Genomic DNA, 21,486 nt, shown 5'->3' with positions numbered 1-21,486 from the left:
GTATAAAATCCAGTATATATAAAAAAGAAAAGGCTGCTCTTTTAAGAGCAGCCTTTTCTTTTTTATAAGCTTATGTGACTTAGGCGTTGATACCAGCCTCTTGCAAAGCTTTTACCATAGCATCACCAATCTCAGCAGGAGATTCTACTACGTGGATGCCGTTCTCGCGCATGATCTTCATTTTAGCAGCTGCAGTATCCTCTGCGCCACCAACAATAGCACCAGCGTGGCCCATGCGGCGACCTGGAGGGGCTGTCTGGCCTGCGATGAAACCAACAACAGGCTTCTTGTTGCCTGTCTCACGAATATACTTAGAAGCCATTGCCTCATAGTTACCGCCAATCTCACCGATCATCACGATCGCGTCAGTTTCTGGGTCGTTCATCAGAAGCTCAACAGCATCTTTGGTAGGTGTACCAATGATTGGGTCACCACCGATACCGATAGCGGTAGAGATACCAAGACCAGCCTTCACGATTTGGTCAGCAGCCTCATACGTTAGGGTACCAGACTTAGACACGATACCGATACGACCTGGCTTGAACACGAAACCTGGCATGATACCAACTTTTGCCTCACCTGGCGTGATAACACCTGGGCAGTTAGGGCCGATCAGGGTTACATCTTTACCTTGCAGGTAGTTTTTAGCAGCCACCATGTCTTTTACAGGGATACCCTCTGTAATGCACACAATAACTTTGATACCAGCTGCTGCAGCCTCCATAATAGCGTCAGCGGCGAAAGCTGGCGGAACGAAAATGATAGATACATCGGCTCCAGTTCTTTTAACAGCATCCTCAACTGTGTTGAAAACCGGAAGCTCCAGGTGGTTAGAGCCACCTTTGCCTGGAGTAACACCACCAACTACGTTTGTGCCGTACTCAATCATCTGTGATGCGTGGAAAGAACCTTCCGAGCCTGTGAAGCCCTGCACAATCACTTTCGAATCTTTATTTACTAAAACACTCATGTGTATCTTATTTAGGTTGTGTATAGACGGTACTACTATAAGGTTGTGCAAAAATAGGCTTTTTTGTGGCCTGTGCAAAAAATAGTTGCCGCTAATATTTGCCTACGCGCCGGAACCTGAGACCGTTTGCTATGGTTAGTAAGGGGGCACGGAGGCGGGGCAGGTTACATAAACGCACACTTCTCAATACTGTTTCCCGCTGCCCACCAATGTTCCTGTAAGGGCATTGGTATGACTTATTTTTTTTACATTTGTACCGGAATTAAAAACACAGAACAGATGACGTATCTGAACCATATTACCGAGGCAATCGGTAACACACCTTTAGTAAAACTCAACAAAGTAACGGAGGGCATAAAAGGCACCGTGTTAGCCAAGGTGGAGTATGCTAACCCAGGCAACTCTGTAAAAGACCGTATGGCCATCAAAATGGTAGAAGATGCTGAGAAAGCAGGCCTTCTGAAGCCAGGTGGAACCATCATAGAAGGTACATCAGGCAATACAGGTATGGGACTTGCACTGGCGGCTATAGCCAAAGGTTACAAATGTATCTTTACGCTTGCAGATAAGCAGAGCAAAGAGAAGATAGATGTATTGCGTGCGATGGGTGCTGAAGTGGTGGTTTGCCCTACCAACGTGGCTCCTGATCATCCAGATTCTTACTACTCTGTAGCAAAGCGACTGAATGAGGAAATTCCAAATTCCTTCTATCCGAACCAGTACGATAACACGTCGAACACGGCAGCCCATTACGAGACCACAGGCCCTGAGATCTGGGATCAGACAAATGGTACAATTACGCACTGGGCAGCAGGTGTGGGTACTGGCGGTACTATTTCAGGTACCTCAAAGTATCTGAAAGAGCAGAACTCAAACATCGTAACAGTAGGTATCGATACCTATGGCTCTGTGTTTAAGAAGTACAAAGAAACTGGCGAGTTCGACGAAAATGAAATCTATGCCTACGCTACAGAAGGTATAGGTGAAGATATTCTGCCAAAGAATGTAAACTTCGATACGATTGATACTTTCATCAAAGTAACAGATAAGGATGGCGCTGTGATGACACGCCGACTGGCACGCGAGGAAGGCCTGTTTGTAGGCTGGTCGAGCGGATCGGCAGTATACGGTGCCTTAGAGTACGCCAAAGAGCACCTAAAGGAAGGTGATGTGATGGTAGTGCTACTTCCAGACCATGGCACCCGCTACCTTGGCAAGATCTATAATGATGAGTGGATGCGCCAACAAGGCTACATAGACTAATGTTGTAACAAGGCATATAGAAAGCCCGGTATAGTATCGGGCTTTTCTTTTTTGTGCTGCAAGTAACATCAGAGATTTAAATTAGTATAAAGCATGAGGTATAAGCTTGCCGGTTGACAGGGCTAACGCTGCCTGAGCCGCCCCATCGAGTGCCTAAAGAGAGGAGAAGGGGGAGGTGTGGGAAGCTTTCTGGTAAATTGAATTGCATTAGTTATTCAGATTATCAGAAGTTTGCATACTTTTGCAGAACAGCTAAAGCAGACGTTTCGCCTCTTAGCTTACGAGTGACGTGTATAATGATGAGAAAACTTTCAGGTATTCTGCTTATTGATGATGATGATACAACTAACTTTCTGAACCAGCGCTTGCTGGAGAGAATGGAGGTTACAAATCACATCCGTACTTTTGTAAATGGGAAACAGGCCTTCGACTACCTGTATAATGTTAGTAATAAGAACTACGAAACAGAGAGTAGCGACTATTTCCAGCCAGAGCTGATCTTTTTGGACATCAACATGCCTGTAATGGATGGCTTTGAGATGCTGGACCTGTATGAGCGCCTGAACAATGATTTCCGCAAGAACATTGTGATGGTGGTGCTTACAACCTCAACGCACCCACAGGATACAGCTAACTCCAAAAGATATAATGCGGACTACATTACCAAGCCGCTAACGGCTGAGAAAATGAATGCGCTCCTGGAAAAGCATTTTCAGGAAGACCAGAAAGAAGCTTAGCAAAGTATAAAGTATAAAAAGAGAGCGGGCGCTACCTAAGTAGCGCCCGCTCTCTTTTTATACTGAGGGTGAAGAGGCTTTGAAAAGAGTCAGCACAGCACCAGTGACCTTATTATACTTTTTCTGCCACAGGCACAAACTGGAAAGTATCTCCATTAAACAATCCTTTATCGCTGAGCTTAAGCGATGGGATAACAAGCAGTGCCATAAAGGAGAGTGTCATGAACGGCGACTCTAGCTTACTGCCCATTTCTTTACTCATACGGTCTATGGCTTTGTATGCCTCTGCTACCTTATAACCATCCTCTGCAGACATAATGCCTGCCACTGGCAACGGAAGCAACTGCTCTTTACCCACTCCTACGGCAGCCACACCGCCCTTGGCCCCGATGATCAGGTTCACAGCGCGTGCTATACTTTCATCATCCACGCCCACGGCAATAATGTTGTGCGAGTCATGGCCTACCGAAGAAGCAATCGCGCCTTCTTTTAAACCTACATTTTTGATAAAGGCTACGGCCGGAGGAGTATTTTGGTAGCGATTTACTACAGTTATCTTCAGCACGTCCTGCGCCACATCCGAAAGTATAAAACCGTTCCCCACACGGGGCGTAGCCCATACCTCTTTGGTGATGAGCTGCCCGTCGTACGTCTCGATTACGCGTATTTTATTGGCATCCGCAGCAGGTACTTTGAACTGCTCGGCCTCCTTTACATCCGTGTCGAAGTTGTTGATCTCTTCGCTCGGAGTGAAGGCAATGTTAGAATGCCCTTTCTCTGCCACCAGCTCCCCATCAATGTAAGTTGCCAGCACATTAAATGCTTCGGGGTTATCGATAAGTATAAAGTCTGCGGCATCGCCTTCGCGCAGTAGGCCTACTTCCAGCTTATAATGCTCTACCGGGTTAACACAAGCTGCCTGTAGCACGTGGAACAAATCATGACCTTTGGCTAGTGCCCTTTTGACTAACAGGTTAATATGCCCCTCCACCAGGTTATCCGGGTGTTTATCGTCAGAGCAGAACATGATGTGCTGGTAGTATTCAGGCAGCAGCGGAATTAGCGCCTCGAAGTTCTTGGCTGCACTGCCCTCTCGTATCAGGATCTTCATTCCCACTGCCAGCTTATCCAGCGCCTCTTCGGCGGTAAAGCACTCGTGGTCGGTGGTGATACCGGCAGAAGCGTACAGCTTCGCCTGTTCGCCCATCAAGCCCGGAGCATGGCCATCTACAGCTTTGTCATACTTTTGGGCCAGCTCTACCTTTTCCATTACCTCAGGATCACGATTGAGTACGCCAGGCCAGTTCATCATCTCAGCAAGGTATTTTATCTCGTCCCTCTGAAATAATTTCTCAATATCTGCAGCCGTTATCTCAGCGCCAGCCGTTTCGAAAGGTGTGGCCGGAACGCAGGAGGGAGCTCCAAAGTAAAACTTGAAAGGCACCTTTTTGCCGTTATCTACCATGTACTCCACTCCTTTGATTCCTAGTACGTTGCCTATCTCGTGGGGGTCCGACACAGTGGCTACAGTGCCATGTGGAACAGCAAGGCGGGCAAACTCGCAAGGTACGAGCATAGAGCTTTCTACGTGCACATGGGCATCTACAAAACCCGGTAAAATGTAGTTGGTGCTGTCTGTGGCTTCACGAACTATTTTAGAAATGCGGCCGTTTGTCACATGAACAGTGCCCTGGTAAATCTCCTGGTTATGTATATCAATGATATGCCCGGAAACAGTATGATCTGTATGCATTGTCTATAAATGTTAGTACATAAAATCGCCCGCTATTGGTGGGCTTAAACCAGCAAATTACCTTATATTTGCATTAAATTCAGTCGCTTTGAGAAAGTTAATTTCATACTTCATATTGGCAGGCTTCCTGGCCACCGGTACATTATCCGGCTGCTCTGGTAAAACTCCCCAGCAGAAAAAGACGGCTAAATACCTGAAGAAAAGCAAGAGCGGCAATCTTCCTTGCCCTTGCGACTCCAATTAATTTCCTGTTTTTAATCTCCCTGTTATGAAAAAAATAGTGATCGCACTCGATGGTTATTCCTCATGCGGTAAAAGCACCACGGCTAAACTTGTAGCCGCAGAATTAGGCTATGCTTATATTGATACTGGAGCTATGTACCGGGCGGTTACATTATATTTTCTGGAACACCACATATCGCTTACTAACCCAAAGGAGATAAAGGAGGCGCTTCATAATATCGATATTGAGTTTCACTACAACCCGAAGAAAAAGCGTAACGAAATTTACCTGAATGGCCTGAATGTTGAAGATGAAATCCGTAAGATGTACATCTCGGATAAGGTTAGCGAGGTAAGTGTAATTGCAGAGGTAAGGCGGGCCATGGTTTCCCAGCAGCAGAAGATGGGCCGCAAGCGCGGTGTTGTAATGGATGGACGCGATATTGGTACAGCCGTTTTTCCTGATGCAGAGGTAAAGATATTCATGACTGCCGATGTAGATACCCGTACAAAGCGCCGCCAGGATGAGCTGTTGGAGAAGCAGCAGTTGGTTAATTATGATGAGATAAAGAAGAACCTGCTAAAGCGTGACCTGATAGACTCAACAAGAGCTGAAAGCCCATTGCGCCAGGCAGAGGACGCTCATCTTCTGGATACATCGCACATGACTATAGACGAGCAAGTTGAGTTTGTTATTGAACGTGTAACGGCCGAACTGCTCAGAAACGAATACGCAGCGCAACAACAGAACTGACGCGAAAGAAATGAACGTAACCATAGATAAAAACTCCGGCTACTGTTTTGGTGTAGAGTTCGCCATACAAATGGCCGAGGACGAAATGGAAACATGCGAGGAGCTTTACTGCCTCGGTGACATTGTGCACAACAGTATGGAGGTGAAGCGCCTTTATGAGAAAGGACTTCGCATTATTGACAGGGAACAACTTAAAGAACTACGCGATTGCAAGGTGCTTATTCGTGCGCACGGCGAGCCGCCAGAAACCTATAAGCTTGCACTCGAAAATAATATTGAGCTGATCGATGCTTCCTGCCCGGTAGTGTTAAAGCTGCAAAACCGTGTAAAGCATGCGTTTGATGCAGGTAAAGCCGGTGGGGCACAGGTGGTAATTTATGGCCAGGTGGGACATGCCGAAGTTATTGGTCTGGCCGGCCAAACACGCGATGAGGCAATTATTGTTACCACGGAGGAAGACCTGGAGAAGATTGATTTCACGCGACCGGTGACACTCTTTAGCCAGACAACCAAAAGCACCAAGGGCTTCTACCACATCAAAGCATTGATAGAGGAGCGCCTGCAGCAGGCAAATCAGGATAGCAAAGCAGTGCCTGATTTTGATGCCAATGATAGCATTTGCCGCCAGGTATCGAACCGGGAGCCGCAGCTGGCAAAGTTCTCAACAGAACATGATGTAATTGTTTTCGTGAGCGGTAAGAAAAGCTCCAACGGAAAAGCGCTTTATAGCGTATGTAAGCAGCACAACCCCAACAGCTACTTTGTAGAAAACGAGGAGGAACTGCAGCGCGAGTGGTTTGCTGAAGTAGGTAGCGTGGGTATTTGTGGAGCTACCTCTACGCCTATGTGGCTGATGGAGCAGGTAGCTGCAAGTATAACCGCCTTCGAGGCAGAGCAAGTGTAAATATTAGCTATATACTATAAAGCATTTTGCTAATTTAGGCTTTGCTTCGGCAAAGCCTTTTTTATTGCTTATAACATCATGAAAACCCTGTTTCGTTACTTTTTAAACGGCCTTCTTATCATCGCCCCTATTGCTATCACTGTGTTTATAGTGGTAGGAATCATTGACTGGTTGAACAGTATTTTTGATCTGGGTATACCTGGGCTAGGTATCCTGCTGATGGTGATTCTTTTAACAGTAGTCGGTTTTATAGGATCATCGTTCTTCGTAAGGCCATTTTTGGTGGTCATGGAAAGTCTGTTACACAAGGTGCCGCTCATCAGCATTATCTACTCAAGCATTAAAGATCTTTTTGATGCCTTTGTGGGCGACAATCAAAAGTTTAACAAGCCCGTGATGGTGAAGATGACGGAAGACTCAGAAAACCATAAACTGGGTTTTGTAACGCAGGAAACGCTACTTCAACTAAACGTGGAGGATAAGGTGGCAGTATACTTCCCGCACTCCTACAATTTTTCCGGAGAGCTGTTTTTAGTGCCCAAGCGCAATGTTACCTACATTAACCTGCCAAGCTCTGAGGTCATGAAATTTGTTGTGTCTGGCGGTGTGTCGAAACTGTGAAAAATTTGGAAGTTAGAGATTTGAAAAGTTAGAAGGTGCAACGGAAGCCTTGTTCTAATCATTACTTGCTCATTACTTCACAACTTTCTAACCTTTTAACTCTCTAACTTCTGTGCCTTACATTATCCAGGATAAGTCGAAGCTGCACTACCGCGTTATTGGGCACGGGAGCCGTGTTATGCTCGCCTTCCATGGATATGGGCAGAGCAGTAGCTACTATTTATCGATGGAGAGGGCTTTAGGGGCAGATTACACGATATACGCTTTCGATTTGTTCTTCCATGGGCGCAGCGAGCTGCACAAGCGCAATATGCCGCTCACCAAAGAGTTTCTCTCAGCTTTTATAGAACACTTCTTGGAGAAGCAGGGCATAAGCCAATTTTCGCTGATGGCTTTTAGCATGGGCGGAAAGTTTGCACTTACGCTGGTGGAGTATATGCCACAGCGTATTCAGGAGTTGTTCCTTATTGCTCCGGACGGTATCAAGACAAGCTTTTGGTACAACATTGCCACATACCCCGGCTGGCTGCAGCAGCTCTTCAAGCACACAGTGTTAAGGCCTGAGCCGTTCTTCAGAATGCTCCGCATGTTACATAAGTATAACCTGGTGCACAAGAGCCTGCTCCGCTTTGCACACTACCAGATGGACAGCATGCCGAAACGCCTGCGGGTATACCGCAGTTGGGTAGGTTTTCGTGATCTGAATTTTGACATCCGTAAAATCGTAAAGCAACTGAACCAGCATCATGTTTCGGTTACCATGTTCTTGGGTGAGTATGACGAGGTGATTTCTCCTAAGCGGGTAGCCGTATTTGTGGATGCTCTGGAGAAAGGAAAGCTGGTGCTACTAAAAACCGGTCACTCATACTTGTTGCAGGAAGTAGCAAATCTGCTACACAGAAAGCGCTCTACAGGTCACTACTGATTCAACACCTTTCAATTCTGTGAGGCAATATCGCAGAGGTAACATTTTTATTCCTCTTCTGTTTAGGGAGAACTTGTAGACGCACGACTTGCAGTGCAAGGAGCCTGAACTTTGTGCCTCTGCAGGAGTATACGTTACGTATGAATTGCCGACTTTATAGTACAGATAAGCTCAGTATCTGTTTAATTTGTTTCTTCAAACCAAACTAACACCATATGAAAAGAACACTACGCCTGCTGTGTCTGGGATTTGCCCTGACTACTATCAGCGTGGGATGCAGCTCCGACAACTCTACAAACGACACTGCTAAAACAGGACCTACCGAAACAGAACAAGCCACAGATGAAGATTTCAGTATAGGTCTACCTTCCGGCCCTATTGACGAAAGTCTGCAGCGCATTAAACTGCCAGAGGGCTTCCGCATAGACTATTATGCGCAGGATGTAGAGAATGCCCGTTCTATGGCCATGAGCGAGACAGGCGTGTTGTTTGTGGGTACGCGCAGCAACGATAAGGTTTTTGCAGTTGTGGATGAGAACAGAGATGGCAAGGCAGACGAAGTTGTAGAAATTGCCTCAGGGCTAAACTCACCAAATGGTGTAGCTTACCACAACGGCGACCTGTATGTGGCAGAGATCAACCGTGTACTCAAGTTCCCGAACATTTTACAGACTTTCCGCGACAAGGCTAAGTTCGAGGTAGTAAACGACCAGTTCCCGAGCGACGCGCACCATGGCTGGAAGTATATTGCCTTCGGTCCGGATGATAAGCTTTACGTGCCGGTTGGTGCACCTTGTAATATCTGTAAATCAGAAAAGCCAATTTACGCTACCATCACGCGTATGAATGCAGACGGCTCTGGTCTTGAGATTTATGCGGAAGGGGTTAGAAACACCGTAGGTTTCGACTGGCATCCTGAGTCTAAGAACCTATACTTTACCGATAACGGCCGCGACATGCTAGGTGATAACATGCCGCCAGATGAACTGAACCGCGCTACTGAAAAGGGACAGCACTTTGGGTATCCGTTTTGCCATGCCGGAGAAATCTCAGATCCTGAGTTTGGCAACCAAGGTAACTGCAACGACTTTGTGGCTCCAGTGCGAAAGCTCAGCCCGCACGGTGCTTCCTTGGGTATGAAGTTTTATACAGGTAACATGTTCCCTCAGGAATACAAGAACCAGATTTTCATAGCGGAGCATGGCTCCTGGAACCGCTCTCAGAAAATCGGTTACCGCCTGATGCTGGCTTCTACAGACGGCAGCGGCAACGTAACCGATTATAAGCCGTTCGCCGAAGGCTGGCTAGAAGGGCAGGATGACTGGGGGCGCCCTGTTGATGTGCTGGTAATGCGCGACGGTTCTCTGTTGGTATCGGATGATAAGAACAACGCCATCTACCGTATTACTTATGTAAAGTAAATAACAGTTAAGCTGAGCAAGAGAAGGGAGCCTGATTAGATGTGATTTCATTGATTAACATATCGCATTGCTGGAAGAGGGCTTTTTGACACCTGCTCTGGCACAAAATCAAAGTATAAAACAGCTGAGCAGGAGTAAACCAAACCGGCTGTTTTGTACTTTTTCAAATCCATGATGGGAAGTGCGGAAATCCTGGTTGACGCACTATCTTTAGCCGCAGATGAGAGAAGAAAAACTTCATAAACCTAAGCCTGAAAAGCTGCTGATCGGGCGGCGTGAATTGGTGTCCTTTCCTGAGCTGGATATAGAGGAGATCGAAGCCAAAGTAGACACTGGTGCCTATACCTCGGCCATTCATTGCTCCGATATACACGAGGAGGTACGGCCAGATGGCACCAAGGTGATTTGCCTGGACCTGCTGGACCCATCGCACCTACAATACAACCACAAAAAGCTGACTTTTGCCGAATACAACCTCCGCGAGATTAAAAGTTCGATAGGAGAGAAGCAGGAGCGCTATGTTATCCGTACCAGGATTAAGATTTTTGATGAGGAGATTGAGGCAGAGTTCTCCCTATCTGACCGCTCTGATATGAAGTACCCTGTACTTATCGGGCGAACGCTTCTAAAAGGACGTTTTATAGTGGATGTAGCCAAAAAGAACCTGGCGCACAAGTATAAGATCAAACAAAAACAGAAATAAGATTACGTATGAAAATAGCCATTCTCTCCCGCAACCCTAAATTGTACTCTACCCGCCGCTTGGTGGAGGCAGCAGAACAGCGGGGGCATGAGGCCGTTGTGCTCGATCACTTGCGTTGCGACCTGGTGATTGAACAGGGAGACCCACACATTCTGTACAAAGGGGAGCGCCTGACTGATATTGATGCCGTTATTCCGCGCATCGGAGCTTCGGTTACCTTCTATGGTACGGCAGTGGTACGGCAGTTCGAGATGATGAAGGTAAAGAGTGCCGTAGACTCGCAGGCTATTGTACGTTCACGAGATAAGCTGCGGTCTCTGCAGATACTGGGCCGTGCCGGACTGGGTATGCCGAAGACTGCCTTCACAAACTACTCTAAGGAAACGTCAGAACTAGTAAAAGAAGTAGGCGGCGCACCGCTTGTGATTAAGCTGTTAGAAGGCACACAGGGACTTGGTGTGGTGTTAGCCGAAACACGCAAAGCTGCTGAGTCGGTAATAGAAGCCTTCCATAACCTGAAGGCGCGTATTATTGTGCAGGAGTTTATTTCAGAGGCAGGAGGTGCCGATATTCGTGCATTTGTTGTGAACGGAGAGGTAGTAGGTGCCATGAAACGGCAAGGTAAAGAGGGCGAGTTCCGCTCAAACCTGCACCGTGGAGGTAAGGCTATGTTGATCAAGCTTAGCCGCCAAGAGAAAGCTGCCGCTCTGCTGGCGGCTAAATCGTTGGGGCTGGGAGTAGCTGGCGTAGACATGCTACAGTCGAAGCGTGGACCACTCATTCTGGAGGTAAACTCCTCTCCGGGACTGGAGGGCATTGAGAAGGCCACCCAAAAAGATATTGCCAGTAAAATTATAGAGTATGTAGAGGGGCTGGCTATAAAGCGCAGCAAAAAAAGCGTAAAGGAATAGCATGCCAGAGACTATAGTAATCAACGGTAGAAGTATAGACCGTGGCGAGAAGGTGCTCACCAAGCTTGTAATAAGCAAGCTGCCAAGCGGTACCGTGATTGAGATACCCGTTTATGTTTTCCGCTCTGTGCATGATGGCCCAGTGGTATTGCTGATGGCCGGCATGCATGGCGACGAAGTGAACGGAACAGAGATCATCCGGCGCATGCTGTCTAAAAAGATGCTCTACCCGCTGAAGGGTACCATCATTGCAGTGCCTGTACTTAATATCTATGGTTTCCTGAACTTTTCGCGGGAAGTGCCGGATGGCAAAGACGTAAACCGCAGCTTCCCGGGCAACCGCGATGGTTCACTTGCCAGCCGTGTGGCACATCGCTTCATGAAGGAAGTAATGCCATACGTAGACTACGGCCTGGACTTTCATACCGGTGGATCCAGCCGCGCCAATTATCCACAAATTCGTTGTGTGTTGAGCGAGCACAAAAATGAAGAGCTAGCCAAAGCCTTTGCCCCGCCTTTCATCATGAATGCTCCTTACCGCCAGGGCTCGTTGCGCAAAGAAGCGGGCAAATTGGGCAAGCCTATACTTGTTTATGAAACAGGGGAGAGCCTGCGTTTTGATGAAAAGGGAATAAAGATAGGCATAGAAGGTACTTGCCGTGTGCTGCACCACCTGGGGATGATGACGAATTTTACCGATCCGTCTGAGCCTACAGAAGTTTGTATGAAGGATATATGGCTGCGTGCCAAAAATGCTGGTCTTTGGCGCACCTCCATTAAAATAGGAGAGCAGGTGAAAAAGAACCAGCAAGTTGGCAGCATTACAGATCCGTATGGGGAAATGGAAGTACGCCTGAATGCCCCAGCGACTGGTTTTGTGGTAGGATTAAACAATATGCCGGTTGTAAATCAAGGCGATGCGTTGCTGCATATAGCGTTCTAGCTGATGAATCTTGTAGAGACATAAAAAAGAGGCCCTGCTAAAGTATAGCAGGGCCTCTTTTTTATGTCTCTATCTACTAAAACACGTAGCGTACGTGCAGGGCAGTATCCCAGAAACCACCTCCGCGCGGGATGTTCAGGTATGGCTTGATATCAGCACCGATGGTGAACGGAATATCGCGGATGTAGTACTCCAGGCCGAGTATACCGTCAATACCTACGCCTATTACATCATCGTGGTAGTGCTTATGGCCGCGGTCGTAGTAGTCGTGGCCGTTCCAGAAGCCAATGTGGCCACCTAAACCGTAGTACCACTGCAGTCCGCTGGTGTTGAATGCCTGCGCATGTTTCTCATAAAGCACCGTAATAACAGTACCTCTGTACTTGAAGCTAGTGCTCAGGATACCCTCGATGGCAGCATCACTCTTGATGAAGTGCTTTACAGTTAAACCAGATGCGGCACCTCCTCTCAGACCTATTCCGGTGGAGTAACCACTTTGAGCCTGTGCACCAACGGCAGCAAAAAACAGTAGTGCCAGCGCAAAAGTCAGTTTAGTTAAAATTCTCATTGTTTGCTAAGAGTTGAATTATTTTTAGATGATGTAGCAAAGACAAGTGCCATAGCTATTGCGAAATTACAACTTCTAACGGAGTGTGAAACTGTTTTTGTATAGGAGGGGGCTATTTTTTACTCTCCTCTTTGTAGTCCTGTAGGTAAGCCGTTTTCTTGGTTCGGCGGCCGATCAACTTAAAGAAAGAGATAAAGTTCTGCTCATCAAGCTGTAGTGCTTTGGCAAACGGATCAGCATCGCCAGACTTTTCGAAGTCCTTTACATAGTGTTTCCGTACCAGGGCAGCCTCTGCAAGCTCTGTGGCAGCCTCAATTTCTAACAGCCCAGTTTTCTCCCATAGCTTGCGCCACCAGTCTATTGTATGTATAAAGTACCAGTACCTCTGGTAATCCTCCTGAAGAAAATCGGGTACTTGATCCAGCGACTCCACCTCTTGGGTAAAGCACACATCTACTATAGCAATGTGACCCTCTGGTTTGATGAACCGGGCAATGTAAGGCAGGTACTTTTCGTCGGTGCCAAAGTAAGTATAAGAATCCACTACCACCACGGCATCAAAGTATTCCTCGGCAAAAGGCAATGCGCGGGCATCGGCTTCAAGCGGTATCACTTTTTCTTCACAGCCTTCCTTGCAAATGCGCTGGTAATTATCGCTGGCAGATACAGCCTCGTCTACAGCATATACCGTTACACCAAACTCCTTTGCCAGAAAGATAGAACTGATTGCTTTACCACAACCAAGATCCAACACACGCATCCCTGGCTTCAGGTCAAGGGATTTTGTTAGGCTCTCAAGATTGAAAAGCACATTCTCGCCCATAGAGTGTCGGCGCACCCATTCAGGGTCATAATGCAAAGCTTTCGGGAAAATTTGTTTGAGTGGTTGTGGAGCCATATTTGTTTTATTGCCTGAAAAGCACCTTACGCGGCTGCAGGAGCTATAGTTGAGTAGCTGTGCGGGCTATTTCATCTGAGGGATGTATGTGTTTGCCTGGTGTTTCTTGCTTTGCAGCGGCAAGCATGGCTTTTGCCACTGCTTCTGCTTCTACAGGTTTATACTTCTCCAACGGTCCAACCATCAGTCCGCTCAAGGGCTTCATTAGCTTACCCGCCAAGTCTTCTCCTGTGCGCTTTTCATCGCGTTCTCCCAGCAACAGGGAGGGCCTGAATATATGGATCGAGTTGAACGGCTGCTGCTGCACGTCACGCTCCATCTCGCCTTTCACCTTATTATAGAAAACAAATGAGGCAGGGTCTGCACCCATAGCTGAAACCACCAGGAACTGTATAGCTCCTTTGCGGGCAGTGGTTTCGGCCAGTTGGGTTACATAAGTATGATCTACTTTATAGAAGTTTTCCTTAGAGCCAGCTTTTTTTATGGTGGTGCCTAGGCAACAGAAAACATCATCTGCCACCATATCAGCTGCGTAATCCTTTATCTTATCAAAGTTGACTATTTGTTGGTCCAGTTTAGGGTGTATCAGAGGTAATTCGTGGCGGCCAACGGAAATAATCTGGCTATAGCGTTCGCTCTTTAGCAGCAGGCTGATCAGGTGACCACCCACTAGCCCACTAGCTCCAGCTATCAATGCGGTTCTTACTTTCTGCATAAGTTTTCTTCTTATGCAGAAAATACGTTCCTGAGCGATATATAGTCTATGAAGTATAGCAGTTTAACAGAGAAATTATTGTTTTGCGGCACTGCAAATGTGTTAGACATATTATCGAAGTATCGGTTTTCGATCTTACCGCCCTGATCTTCAATAAAATTCTTCCACACCACACGCAGCTCGCTACCCGGTGCAAAACGCCAGCTATACACCAAGTCAAGTGTAAAGGTGTTGTAGTTGATGTCATTAATTTCAGATGTATATGTTTCCTGCTCTGCAGTGGTTGGTTGCAGCAGCCCCTTTTTCGTTAGTTCATAGAACTCCTGGTAAGCCGCTCTGGACCAGTAATGACGCATGTTAAGAGTAAGCCCTGAGCGCTCGTTAAATATATAGGCACTGCTTACGGTGGTACTAACCGTGGTTAGGGTGCGATCGCCGAAAAGGATGCGTGTTTGCTGCTGAGCATCTGTGTACTTATTGGCGTACCCAATATTGCGCTTCTCCAGGTTTAAGCTGTTGCCGTTTGCGATGGAGAATTTATCATTAACCCGGAAACGGGGAGTGAAGTTGAATCCCCAGCTGTCCTGGTCGTAGCGGCGGGAGCGCCAGTAACTTGAAGAGGCATCTAAGGCAAGGCGCTTACGGTAATCTGTACTAACGCCAAGGTTTGAGCTAAAAGCTGGTGGGCGTACAAACACCTGCGGGAATGTGCGTGCCTCAAAGTAATCGTGCCTGTCGGAGGGGCGCAAGCTGGCATTTAGCCAGACGCTGGTGAAGTTGCGGAAACGTACGCTGGTGCTGGCGTTAAAATCCATGGCAATGAATTTATTTGGCTCATACAGCATACTGTGGCTTACGCTGAAGCTATTGTTCCACGACAGGAACTTCCAGACTGGCTGGTAAAAATTATAACTTACACTGGCGCTACTGCTAATCTCGTTGTTGTTGCTGATAAAGCCTAGGTCGTTAATATCATATGTGTTAGACTCCACATTGTGGTTTAAGCCAAACCGAAAGTTGCCACTGATTTTGCTCAGGTTTACAAAATACTGATGCCCAAGTGTGGTACTGCCATCATCTTCTTTGCCGTAGAGCTGGCTTAGGTTGCCGCCACTGGTTAGGGCAAACATGTTATACTTATCAGCAAAGCGCATGCGCAAGCCCGTCACGTTGGCATCATAGAAGCCACTGGCGCGGGTAACGTTCGTGTTGGTGAAGGTAACATAAGAGTTGCGCGGCAGGGTTTGATCCAGCACAAACACGTTATAGTTCGTAAATGGGTCGGAAAGCACCTCCCGGGTCGTGCCCGTGGTAGAGTCCTGCACAGTGGCGTAAGTGTTGCCGGTGAAAGCGTTGAAAAGACCTATTCCTAAGCCACGGCGCGTTCTGCCGGATACTTTAGCTGCGTTAAGCAGTTGTGTTTCCACCGGGTTGCTGATGATGTCTTCACCCTCAACTAGCTGCTCTTTCACTTTGCCATAGCCCACAGGTCTTGCTCCTATTCGGCGTGAATAAAAAAGTCCTGCTTTATTAAATAGCTCCGTGCCTTCGGTGAAGAACTGGCGGTTCTCGCTATACTTTACTTCAAAAGGCCCCAGGTTCAATATCTGGTTGTCTGACTGCGTCTGGCCAAAATCAGGTATCAGTGTTACATCCAGGGTAAATGCATCGTTGATGCCATACTTCACATCCATGCCACCATTAATGGAGTGGGTTAGGTCTTTGGCATCAGACTCACCGTTTTTGTTCGCGAAGTGGTTCACATAGCCTGATACATAAGGCATAAACTGCAGCCTAACCGGCGATTGTACACCTTCAATACCTATTGCACGGCCGGCCTGGTTTATCAGGCCGCTTACAGAGTTGTCGACGTGGCTCCAGTATGATTTTTCGCGGGAGCGGCGGATGACGCGCATGTAGTTAACGCCCCAGGTTTGCACCTCTGCTTTTGGAAAACGAATGGCTCCGTAAGGAATGCGCAACTCCACAGTCCAGCCGCCCTCATGGGTGCGCACGCTGCTTTCCCATACAGCATCCCAGTTCCAGTCTTCACTCCCCTGGGAATACTTGATATCAGTTTGCACCCCAGCAGCAGATATAAGAAAAGCAAAAGCGTTTTGCTTGTCGTTATAGGTGTCGAGGTACACACCAAACATATCGGAGTTATTTTCACCGGAGTCGCGCTGCCCCAATTGGGTAAGCACAGAGTCAGGTGCTGTATCATGTAGCATGGCCCCTATGTACACAGCATCGTCATCATAGAGCATATACACCTCCGTTTGTTGCGAAGAAGGCTTGCCATTGAGAGGATCGTAGCGATAGAAGTTGCGGGCAGGCTGAACCTGTTCCCATACCTCCGGCTCCAGGTGCCCGTCTAGTACGGGCGCAGCCTGGGTACGCATCACCTTCATGGTTTTGCTGCGTTTGTTTTTCTCTGATTCGGTGTCTTCGTTGTGGCCGCTGGCCTGTGCTCCTCCAATGCACAGACCAAATGCAAGCGCAAAAGGTATAAGTCTAGTAAGCATACGTCAAAGCCTCGCCTTGTCAGGGCGAGAGGTGTTTTAAAGTGAGATCGTCAGTGTTGTATAGTAGCGTGTAATAAGGGTGCGGCGGAGGGGCAGGTATTAGCTTTTCCTCAGCCTGATGCTGTCTGGCTCAATAGTTATCTTACCAGCTTTATATAAGCCGCCAATGGCGCGTTTAAACGTTTTTTTACTCATGCCCAGCGTCTGGTAAATATCTTCAGGGGTGCTGCCATCGGAGAGGGGAAGCCAACCGCTGCCTTGCTGCAGCAGGCGCATAATCTTATCGGCTGCCTCGTCCTTTTCCTCTTTCTGATTTACACCTGGCTTTCGTAGCGTTACATCTATCTTGTTGTCCGGGCGGATGAGCTTAATATAACCGGTAGCCTTGTCACCGATGCGAAGGTCCTGGAATACCTCGTTTTTGTAGAGGATACCCATGTATTCGCTGTTGATGATGACCTTAACCCCGATGTCGGTGAAACCGGCCACGAGCAGTTGTACCTCGTCGCCTTCGTTCAGCTTGATGTCTTGGTTGTACAGGTACTTGCCCAGTTTGGTAGTAGCCACTACACGGTCTGAGGAGTCGTCCAGGTATATGTATACGCAGTACTTGCGCCCTACCTGCATTTTGTCCTTCTGGTTGTTAAGTGGCACCAGTAGATCTTTCTCAAGCCCCCAGTCCAGGAAAGCGCCAAAAGGAGTTACATCGGTACAGGTAAGGCAGGCAAATTCACCCACAGTAGCATATGGCTCCAGGGTAGTGGCAATGATGCGGTCTTCAGAGTCACGGTACACAAAAACGCGTAGTTTGTCACCTACTTTTGCGCCTTCTGGCAAGTACTTGCCAGGTAACAGAATATCTCCGTCATCAGAAGTAAGGTAAACGCCAAAGTCCACTTCACGAGCTATTTCCAGCTCGTTGTAATTGCCTAAATCAACCATGAATGTATTATGCTTAGAAGTAAAAAAGTGCAGAGATAGCACTCCCTTTACAAATCTACTAAAAAGCGACCGAGCCTGAAAGTTATAACAATAGATAAAAAGGGAACGCCTATATATTTTGCCATAAGTATAGTAATTAAGCAGTTAGAGGTGCCTGAACAGGGGCAAAAGCTTTTGTTATTAACGTACGTGAGGAGCTGCGCATTTGTGCTTTAGCAGCTGCAGTGCTTACTAGGAGGTAAGTCCGGTGGTGCTGAGCCTGGAATGATATTATAGCTGTTATCAGAGCCTGAGCTAGTAGAATTCCGCTACACCAGGGCGGTCGAACTGGAAGTGTCGGAAGTTATAGAAAGGTGCTGAAGACTCGTAAAGTCTGAAGCCCTGCATGCTGCTATTTGGTGGCAACTGTGGGTAATAGCCCAGGGTAACCTGTATGGTGCTGAATGATAAAAACTCATTGCGTAGCCTAAACCCAATACCGTAGCTGCGGTATGGCTTTTCTTTGAAGGGCGAACTCTGATTTCCGGTGGAGAGCCAAGCTAAGTCTGCATACAGGAAAGTGGCTAACCTAAAGCCCAATAGCGAAAGCGGGGTATAAAGGTTGGCCTCGTAGTTAAAAGAGGCGCGACGCGTGCCACGTACCAGGTCAGAGCGGAAGCCCCTTACGCCACTTTCATTGTTGATGGAAAGCAGCTCTTCCGGGTAACGGTTTATACCCAAGGTACTGCGCCCAAGCAGGTAGTGACGGAGTTTCCAGTTGCCCCATTCCGCGAGTTTGGTGAAGTACATAGCTTCTACATCCAGCACACCCTGTTCCCAGCGGTCGTCTCTGAGAAAGCTGCCATAACCCACCCTGCTATACAGATAGCCGAAGTTGGTGCCGTACCTGGCAAAAGCGAGAGAAGTGCCAAAGTACCGTCGGTCCCATTTTGTGCCGTCCTGGTAGCCGCCCGTTACTGAGAACAGCGTTCCTACCGGAATGTCTTCAGTTCTGCCGAAACCGAAGATGTAGCGGTCTTTGTAGTACTTTCGTGTGCTATAACCCATGCTGCCCAGTATAAGCGCATTGCTCTGGAAGTTTTCAGTAGGGATGGTGGTGTAGTTGGTATTTATAACGCGGGCGCCAAGTATAACTCTACCGCGTGTTTCGTAGCCCAGGTTGTAACTTTTGAACTTGATGGCACGGCCCAGCCAAACATCCTGTTGGGCATAGCCTACATTACCAAAGCGGGCGGCAGTATCTTCAGGAGCGGAAGGTAAGAGGATGCGTTCATCAATCCAACTGGCACCCACAGCACCAGCATACTTGGTGTTCAAGGAGAAGAAGTCGCGGCTCAGGAATACACTCTTCTCCTTATAATAATTCTTGTCTACATAAGCCACATCGGCTGAGATGTAGCTTCGGCCAATGTTTTCAACGGTATAATAGCCGGCCACTTCCCATGGGCGTGGCCGGTTTAGGTTAAATCTGTAGCTTCCTTCTATCTGATGGCCCTGCCCCAGAAAATTTAGTTCGCGCAGTGTTACACGCCCTCTGCCAGACGAGGGGGAGTAAGAGCCAGAACCGCCTAAACTGAAGATGTCTCTGGTAATTACAAAGACATCCACGCTATCATTGGTTGTGGTTTCCTCATTCACAATGATGCGCGCGTCGATTATGTACCTGGTCTGGCGCAAGAGACGCTCGGATTCAATCAGGGCAAGAGGCTCGAGAGGCTCCATTTTTCGGAAGAGCAGTTTGTTTCGAACCTGTCCTCTTCCTGTTCTCACGTGCAGCGAATTTCCTGCTTTCTCAAAGAAGTTACTTGGTACCCGGGACGTGTCGTTAATGGAGTAGCCAAAAGGATCCAGGGTCAGTATATCGATACGCCGTACAACTTTAAAGTTGTGCTGCTCATACTCCTTCCGGATCAGCTCCGCATCCATGCCATATACTTCCTCTTCGTTTCTGTCAAAGTCCAGCAGGGCTCTCAGCAGTTTGCCCATAATGGTTTTCCGTTCCGACATCTGCTTCAAGTTCTGAATGAGTCGGTCGTTGAGGGATTGGCGTACAGTGTCGGCCTGAACGGAATCAGGCTGCTGTACCTGTGCCTGGCAAACACCCACGCAAAGCAGCAGCATGCACAGCAGGCATGCCAGCGGCAGTCGTGTTCTTTTAGGGTGCAAGTAAGGCATAGGTATAATAGCGCAGAAAACAGGCTTCTGTTTAGCCTCCTAATATAACGCTTCTACAAGCAGTTATGGCTAGTTCAAACCATAAAAATAGCAATAGAGCCTGTAAAGGCTAAGCCAAAGCTGATGATTATGGCTGTTGCTAATTTCATTAGTTTATTAACAGCTATAGACAAACATGTGGATAAAAAAATGCTAAATATGTTGGCTTTGCTAAAATTGAGGTTGTATCTTTAAGGCATTAAACGTACAGGGGGCCAGCATAATGGAAAGCAAGTTGATAGATAAACTAAGTATTTTAGCAGATGCTGCCAAATACGATGTTTCATGCTCTTCAAGCGGTGGAAAACGCAAAAACGAGAACAAAGGATTGGGTAACGCTGAGGGGATGGGCATCTGCCACAGCTACACAGAAGACGGCCGCTGCGTTTCGCTGTTGAAGATTCTGTTGACTAACCACTGCATTTATGACTGTGCCTATTGTGTAACCAGAAGGAGCAATGATGTAAAGCGTGCAGCCTTTACTGTGCAGGAGGTGGTAGACCTCACGATCAACTTCTACCGGCGCAATTACATCGAAGGGCTTTTCCTGAGTTCAGGTATTTTCAAGAACGCTGACTATACTATGGAGCGGTTGGTACGAGTAGCAAAGAAACTGCGCCAGGAGCATAAGTTTAATGGGTATATCCATCTTAAGGCTATACCGGGAGCCAGCGAGGAGCTGATAAAAGAAGCAGGCCTGTATGCCGATAGGTTAAGTGTTAATATTGAGCTGCCATCAGAGATGAGCCTGCAACAGCTGGCACCTGAGAAGAACTACAAAGAGGTACTGGACCCAATGAGTAGTATTAAGCGGCAGTTAGTGCAGGCTAAGGAAGAGAAGAAACTCTTTAAGTCTGCTCCAGACTTTGCACCGGCAGGGCAGAGCACGCAACTGATAGTAGGTGCCTCAGCTGAGAACGATCACCAGATTTTGCAACTCTCCAACCAGCTTTATCAGGACTATAGCCTTAAGCGAGTGTATTATTCAGGATATGTGCCGATCAGCAGCGATGAGCGTCTGCCTATTATTGCTGCACCACCTATTATCCGTGAAAACCGCATTTATCAGGCCGATTGGCTGATGCGCTTTTATGGCTTCGATGCAAAAGAGATAGTAGACGAGCAGCACCCGCACCTTGATCTGGAGATAGACCCCAAGCTTGGCTGGGCCTTGCGCAACAGGCACATATTTCCGGTAGAGCTAAATACTGCCGATTATGAAATGATACTGCGCGTGCCAGGCATTGGGGTAAAAAGTGCTCAGAAAATTGTATCGGCCAGAAGATTTACGTCTTTGAACTTTGAGCACTTGCGCCAGATGGGTGTAGTACTAAAACGTGCAAAGTATTTTATCACCTGCCAAACAAAGAGCCTGCAGCGGCAGGATTTTGATTCGGAGTTAATTCGCAGGAAAATATTATTTGGTGAGGGCTCTGTTCGCAGTGCTTTGCTCACACAGCAGCTTGACCTGTTTCGGCAGGTGGGATAAGGAAAGAA

The 21,486-nt window shown here is 47.5% G+C and carries 18 protein-coding genes and 1 pseudogene; 11 read left to right on the top strand and 8 right to left on the bottom strand.

The window, feature by feature from the left end:
* Window positions 1-79: 79 nt before the first annotated feature.
* Window positions 80-970: a succinate--CoA ligase subunit alpha gene (sucD, locus tag PKOR_RS02690; RefSeq protein WP_046308995.1), complete on the bottom strand. Its 891-nt coding sequence runs from the start codon at window positions 968-970 to the stop codon at window positions 80-82.
* Between the two features lie 279 nt (window positions 971-1,249).
* On the opposite strand from sucD, the pseudogene PKOR_RS02685 reads away from it, so the two are divergent.
* Together PKOR_RS02685 and PKOR_RS02680 are read left to right on the top strand one after the other, a co-directional pair.
* Window positions 1,250-2,230 (top strand): annotated as a pseudogene (locus tag PKOR_RS02685) (PLP-dependent cysteine synthase family protein); the annotation flags it as partial.
* A 299-nt stretch (window positions 2,231-2,529) separates the two neighbouring features.
* The gene (locus tag PKOR_RS02680; RefSeq protein WP_046308993.1) at window positions 2,530-2,970 is read left to right on the top strand and encodes a response regulator; all 441 of its coding nucleotides are present in this window, start codon (window positions 2,530-2,532) and stop codon (window positions 2,968-2,970) included.
* Window positions 2,971-3,082: 112 nt separating this feature from the next.
* Here the strand turns inward: PKOR_RS02680 and ade are convergent, their stop codons facing one another.
* Window positions 3,083-4,723 carry an adenine deaminase gene (ade, locus tag PKOR_RS02675; RefSeq protein WP_046308992.1) on the bottom strand — a complete coding sequence of 547 codons (1,641 nt, stop codon included), beginning with the start codon at window positions 4,721-4,723 and terminating at the stop codon, window positions 3,083-3,085.
* A gap of 268 nt (window positions 4,724-4,991) precedes the next feature.
* On the opposite strand from ade, the gene cmk reads away from it, so the two are divergent.
* The 8 genes from cmk (at window position 4,992) to PKOR_RS02630 (ending at window position 12,127) form a co-directional block, all read left to right on the top strand.
* A complete protein-coding gene (gene cmk, locus PKOR_RS02665) occupies window positions 4,992-5,699 on the top strand; it encodes a (d)CMP kinase (RefSeq protein ID WP_046308990.1) in 708 nt (235 codons plus the stop codon).
* Window positions 5,700-5,709: 10 nt separating this feature from the next.
* On the top strand, window positions 5,710-6,603 hold the full coding sequence (locus tag PKOR_RS02660; protein ID WP_046308989.1) for a 4-hydroxy-3-methylbut-2-enyl diphosphate reductase: 894 nt from the start codon (window positions 5,710-5,712) through the stop codon (window positions 6,601-6,603).
* A 78-nt stretch (window positions 6,604-6,681) separates the two neighbouring features.
* Window positions 6,682-7,224 (top strand): DUF502 domain-containing protein, encoded by a 543-nt coding sequence (locus PKOR_RS02655; protein ID WP_046308988.1) that lies wholly within the window; start codon window positions 6,682-6,684, stop codon window positions 7,222-7,224.
* Between the two features lie 112 nt (window positions 7,225-7,336).
* The gene (locus PKOR_RS02650; protein WP_046308987.1) at window positions 7,337-8,149 is read left to right on the top strand and encodes an alpha/beta fold hydrolase; all 813 of its coding nucleotides are present in this window, start codon (window positions 7,337-7,339) and stop codon (window positions 8,147-8,149) included.
* 215 nt (window positions 8,150-8,364) lie between these two features.
* Window positions 8,365-9,570 carry a PQQ-dependent sugar dehydrogenase gene (locus PKOR_RS02645; RefSeq protein WP_052738692.1) on the top strand — a complete coding sequence of 402 codons (1,206 nt, stop codon included), beginning with the start codon at window positions 8,365-8,367 and terminating at the stop codon, window positions 9,568-9,570.
* 220 nt (window positions 9,571-9,790) lie between these two features.
* Window positions 9,791-10,273, top strand: a complete 483-nt coding sequence (locus tag PKOR_RS02640) for an ATP-dependent zinc protease family protein (RefSeq protein WP_046308986.1) — start codon at window positions 9,791-9,793, stop codon at window positions 10,271-10,273.
* 8 nt (window positions 10,274-10,281) lie between these two features.
* Window positions 10,282-11,184 carry a 30S ribosomal protein S6--L-glutamate ligase gene (rimK, locus tag PKOR_RS02635; RefSeq protein WP_046308985.1) on the top strand — a complete coding sequence of 301 codons (903 nt, stop codon included), beginning with the start codon at window positions 10,282-10,284 and terminating at the stop codon, window positions 11,182-11,184.
* Between the two features lies 1 nt (window position 11,185).
* Window positions 11,186-12,127, top strand: a complete 942-nt coding sequence (locus PKOR_RS02630; RefSeq protein WP_046308984.1) for a succinylglutamate desuccinylase/aspartoacylase family protein — start codon at window positions 11,186-11,188, stop codon at window positions 12,125-12,127.
* Between the two features lie 76 nt (window positions 12,128-12,203).
* Here the strand turns inward: PKOR_RS02630 and PKOR_RS02625 are convergent, their stop codons facing one another.
* The 6 genes from PKOR_RS02625 to PKOR_RS02600 form a co-directional block, all read right to left on the bottom strand.
* A complete protein-coding gene (locus PKOR_RS02625) occupies window positions 12,204-12,695 on the bottom strand; it encodes a hypothetical protein (protein ID WP_046308983.1) in 492 nt (163 codons plus the stop codon).
* A 112-nt stretch (window positions 12,696-12,807) separates the two neighbouring features.
* Complete coding sequence (locus PKOR_RS02620; protein ID WP_052738691.1) at window positions 12,808-13,593, bottom strand: SAM-dependent methyltransferase; 786 nt, start codon at window positions 13,591-13,593, stop codon at window positions 12,808-12,810.
* A 43-nt stretch (window positions 13,594-13,636) separates the two neighbouring features.
* Complete coding sequence (locus PKOR_RS02615) at window positions 13,637-14,308, bottom strand: oxidoreductase (RefSeq protein WP_046308982.1); 672 nt, start codon at window positions 14,306-14,308, stop codon at window positions 13,637-13,639.
* A gap of 11 nt (window positions 14,309-14,319) precedes the next feature.
* Window positions 14,320-16,833 carry a DUF5916 domain-containing protein gene (locus PKOR_RS02610; protein WP_052738690.1) on the bottom strand — a complete coding sequence of 838 codons (2,514 nt, stop codon included), beginning with the start codon at window positions 16,831-16,833 and terminating at the stop codon, window positions 14,320-14,322.
* A gap of 99 nt (window positions 16,834-16,932) precedes the next feature.
* Window positions 16,933-17,775, bottom strand: coding sequence for a CvfB family protein (locus tag PKOR_RS02605; RefSeq protein WP_046308981.1), 843 nt, complete (start codon window positions 17,773-17,775; stop codon window positions 16,933-16,935).
* Between the two features lie 294 nt (window positions 17,776-18,069).
* On the bottom strand, window positions 18,070-19,950 hold the full coding sequence (locus PKOR_RS02600) for a BamA/TamA family outer membrane protein (protein ID WP_046308980.1): 1,881 nt from the start codon (window positions 19,948-19,950) through the stop codon (window positions 18,070-18,072).
* A 262-nt stretch (window positions 19,951-20,212) separates the two neighbouring features.
* On the opposite strand from PKOR_RS02600, the gene PKOR_RS02595 reads away from it, so the two are divergent.
* Complete coding sequence (locus PKOR_RS02595) at window positions 20,213-21,478, top strand: putative DNA modification/repair radical SAM protein (RefSeq protein ID WP_046308979.1); 1,266 nt, start codon at window positions 20,213-20,215, stop codon at window positions 21,476-21,478.
* Window positions 21,479-21,486: the final 8 nt, after the last annotated feature.

This window comes from Pontibacter korlensis (assembly GCF_000973725.1).
Lineage (GTDB): Bacteria > Bacteroidota > Bacteroidia > Cytophagales > Hymenobacteraceae > Pontibacter > Pontibacter korlensis.
Note: the sequence above shows the minus strand (reverse complement) of the source record. Positions and strands in the feature narration are given on the sequence as shown.

Excerpts from the sequence above, each read along its gene's own strand:
- ade (WP_046308992.1), bottom strand. The coding sequence starts at position 4,723 with ATGCATACAGATCATACTGTTTCCGGGCATATCATTGATATACATAAC.
- PKOR_RS02620 (WP_052738691.1), bottom strand. The coding sequence starts at position 13,593 with ATGGCTCCACAACCACTCAAACAAATTTTCCCGAAAGCTTTGCATTAT.
- sucD (WP_046308995.1), bottom strand. The coding sequence starts at position 970 with ATGAGTGTTTTAGTAAATAAAGATTCGAAAGTGATTGTGCAGGGCTTC.
- PKOR_RS02645 (WP_052738692.1), top strand. The coding sequence starts at position 8,365 with ATGAAAAGAACACTACGCCTGCTGTGTCTGGGATTTGCCCTGACTACT.
- rimK (WP_046308985.1), top strand. The coding sequence starts at position 10,282 with ATGAAAATAGCCATTCTCTCCCGCAACCCTAAATTGTACTCTACCCGC.
- PKOR_RS02610 (WP_052738690.1), bottom strand. The coding sequence starts at position 16,833 with ATGCTTACTAGACTTATACCTTTTGCGCTTGCATTTGGTCTGTGCATT.
- PKOR_RS02625 (WP_046308983.1), bottom strand. The coding sequence starts at position 12,695 with ATGAGAATTTTAACTAAACTGACTTTTGCGCTGGCACTACTGTTTTTT.
- PKOR_RS02655 (WP_046308988.1), top strand. The coding sequence starts at position 6,682 with ATGAAAACCCTGTTTCGTTACTTTTTAAACGGCCTTCTTATCATCGCC.
- PKOR_RS02630 (WP_046308984.1), top strand. The coding sequence starts at position 11,186 with ATGCCAGAGACTATAGTAATCAACGGTAGAAGTATAGACCGTGGCGAG.
- PKOR_RS02640 (WP_046308986.1), top strand. The coding sequence starts at position 9,791 with ATGAGAGAAGAAAAACTTCATAAACCTAAGCCTGAAAAGCTGCTGATC.
- PKOR_RS02660 (WP_046308989.1), top strand. The coding sequence starts at position 5,710 with ATGAACGTAACCATAGATAAAAACTCCGGCTACTGTTTTGGTGTAGAG.
- PKOR_RS02605 (WP_046308981.1), bottom strand. The coding sequence starts at position 17,775 with ATGGTTGATTTAGGCAATTACAACGAGCTGGAAATAGCTCGTGAAGTG.
- PKOR_RS02600 (WP_046308980.1), bottom strand. The coding sequence starts at position 19,950 with ATGCCTTACTTGCACCCTAAAAGAACACGACTGCCGCTGGCATGCCTG.
- PKOR_RS02680 (WP_046308993.1), top strand. The coding sequence starts at position 2,530 with ATGATGAGAAAACTTTCAGGTATTCTGCTTATTGATGATGATGATACA.
- PKOR_RS02615 (WP_046308982.1), bottom strand. The coding sequence starts at position 14,308 with ATGCAGAAAGTAAGAACCGCATTGATAGCTGGAGCTAGTGGGCTAGTG.
- cmk (WP_046308990.1), top strand. The coding sequence starts at position 4,992 with ATGAAAAAAATAGTGATCGCACTCGATGGTTATTCCTCATGCGGTAAA.
- PKOR_RS02595 (WP_046308979.1), top strand. The coding sequence starts at position 20,213 with ATGGAAAGCAAGTTGATAGATAAACTAAGTATTTTAGCAGATGCTGCC.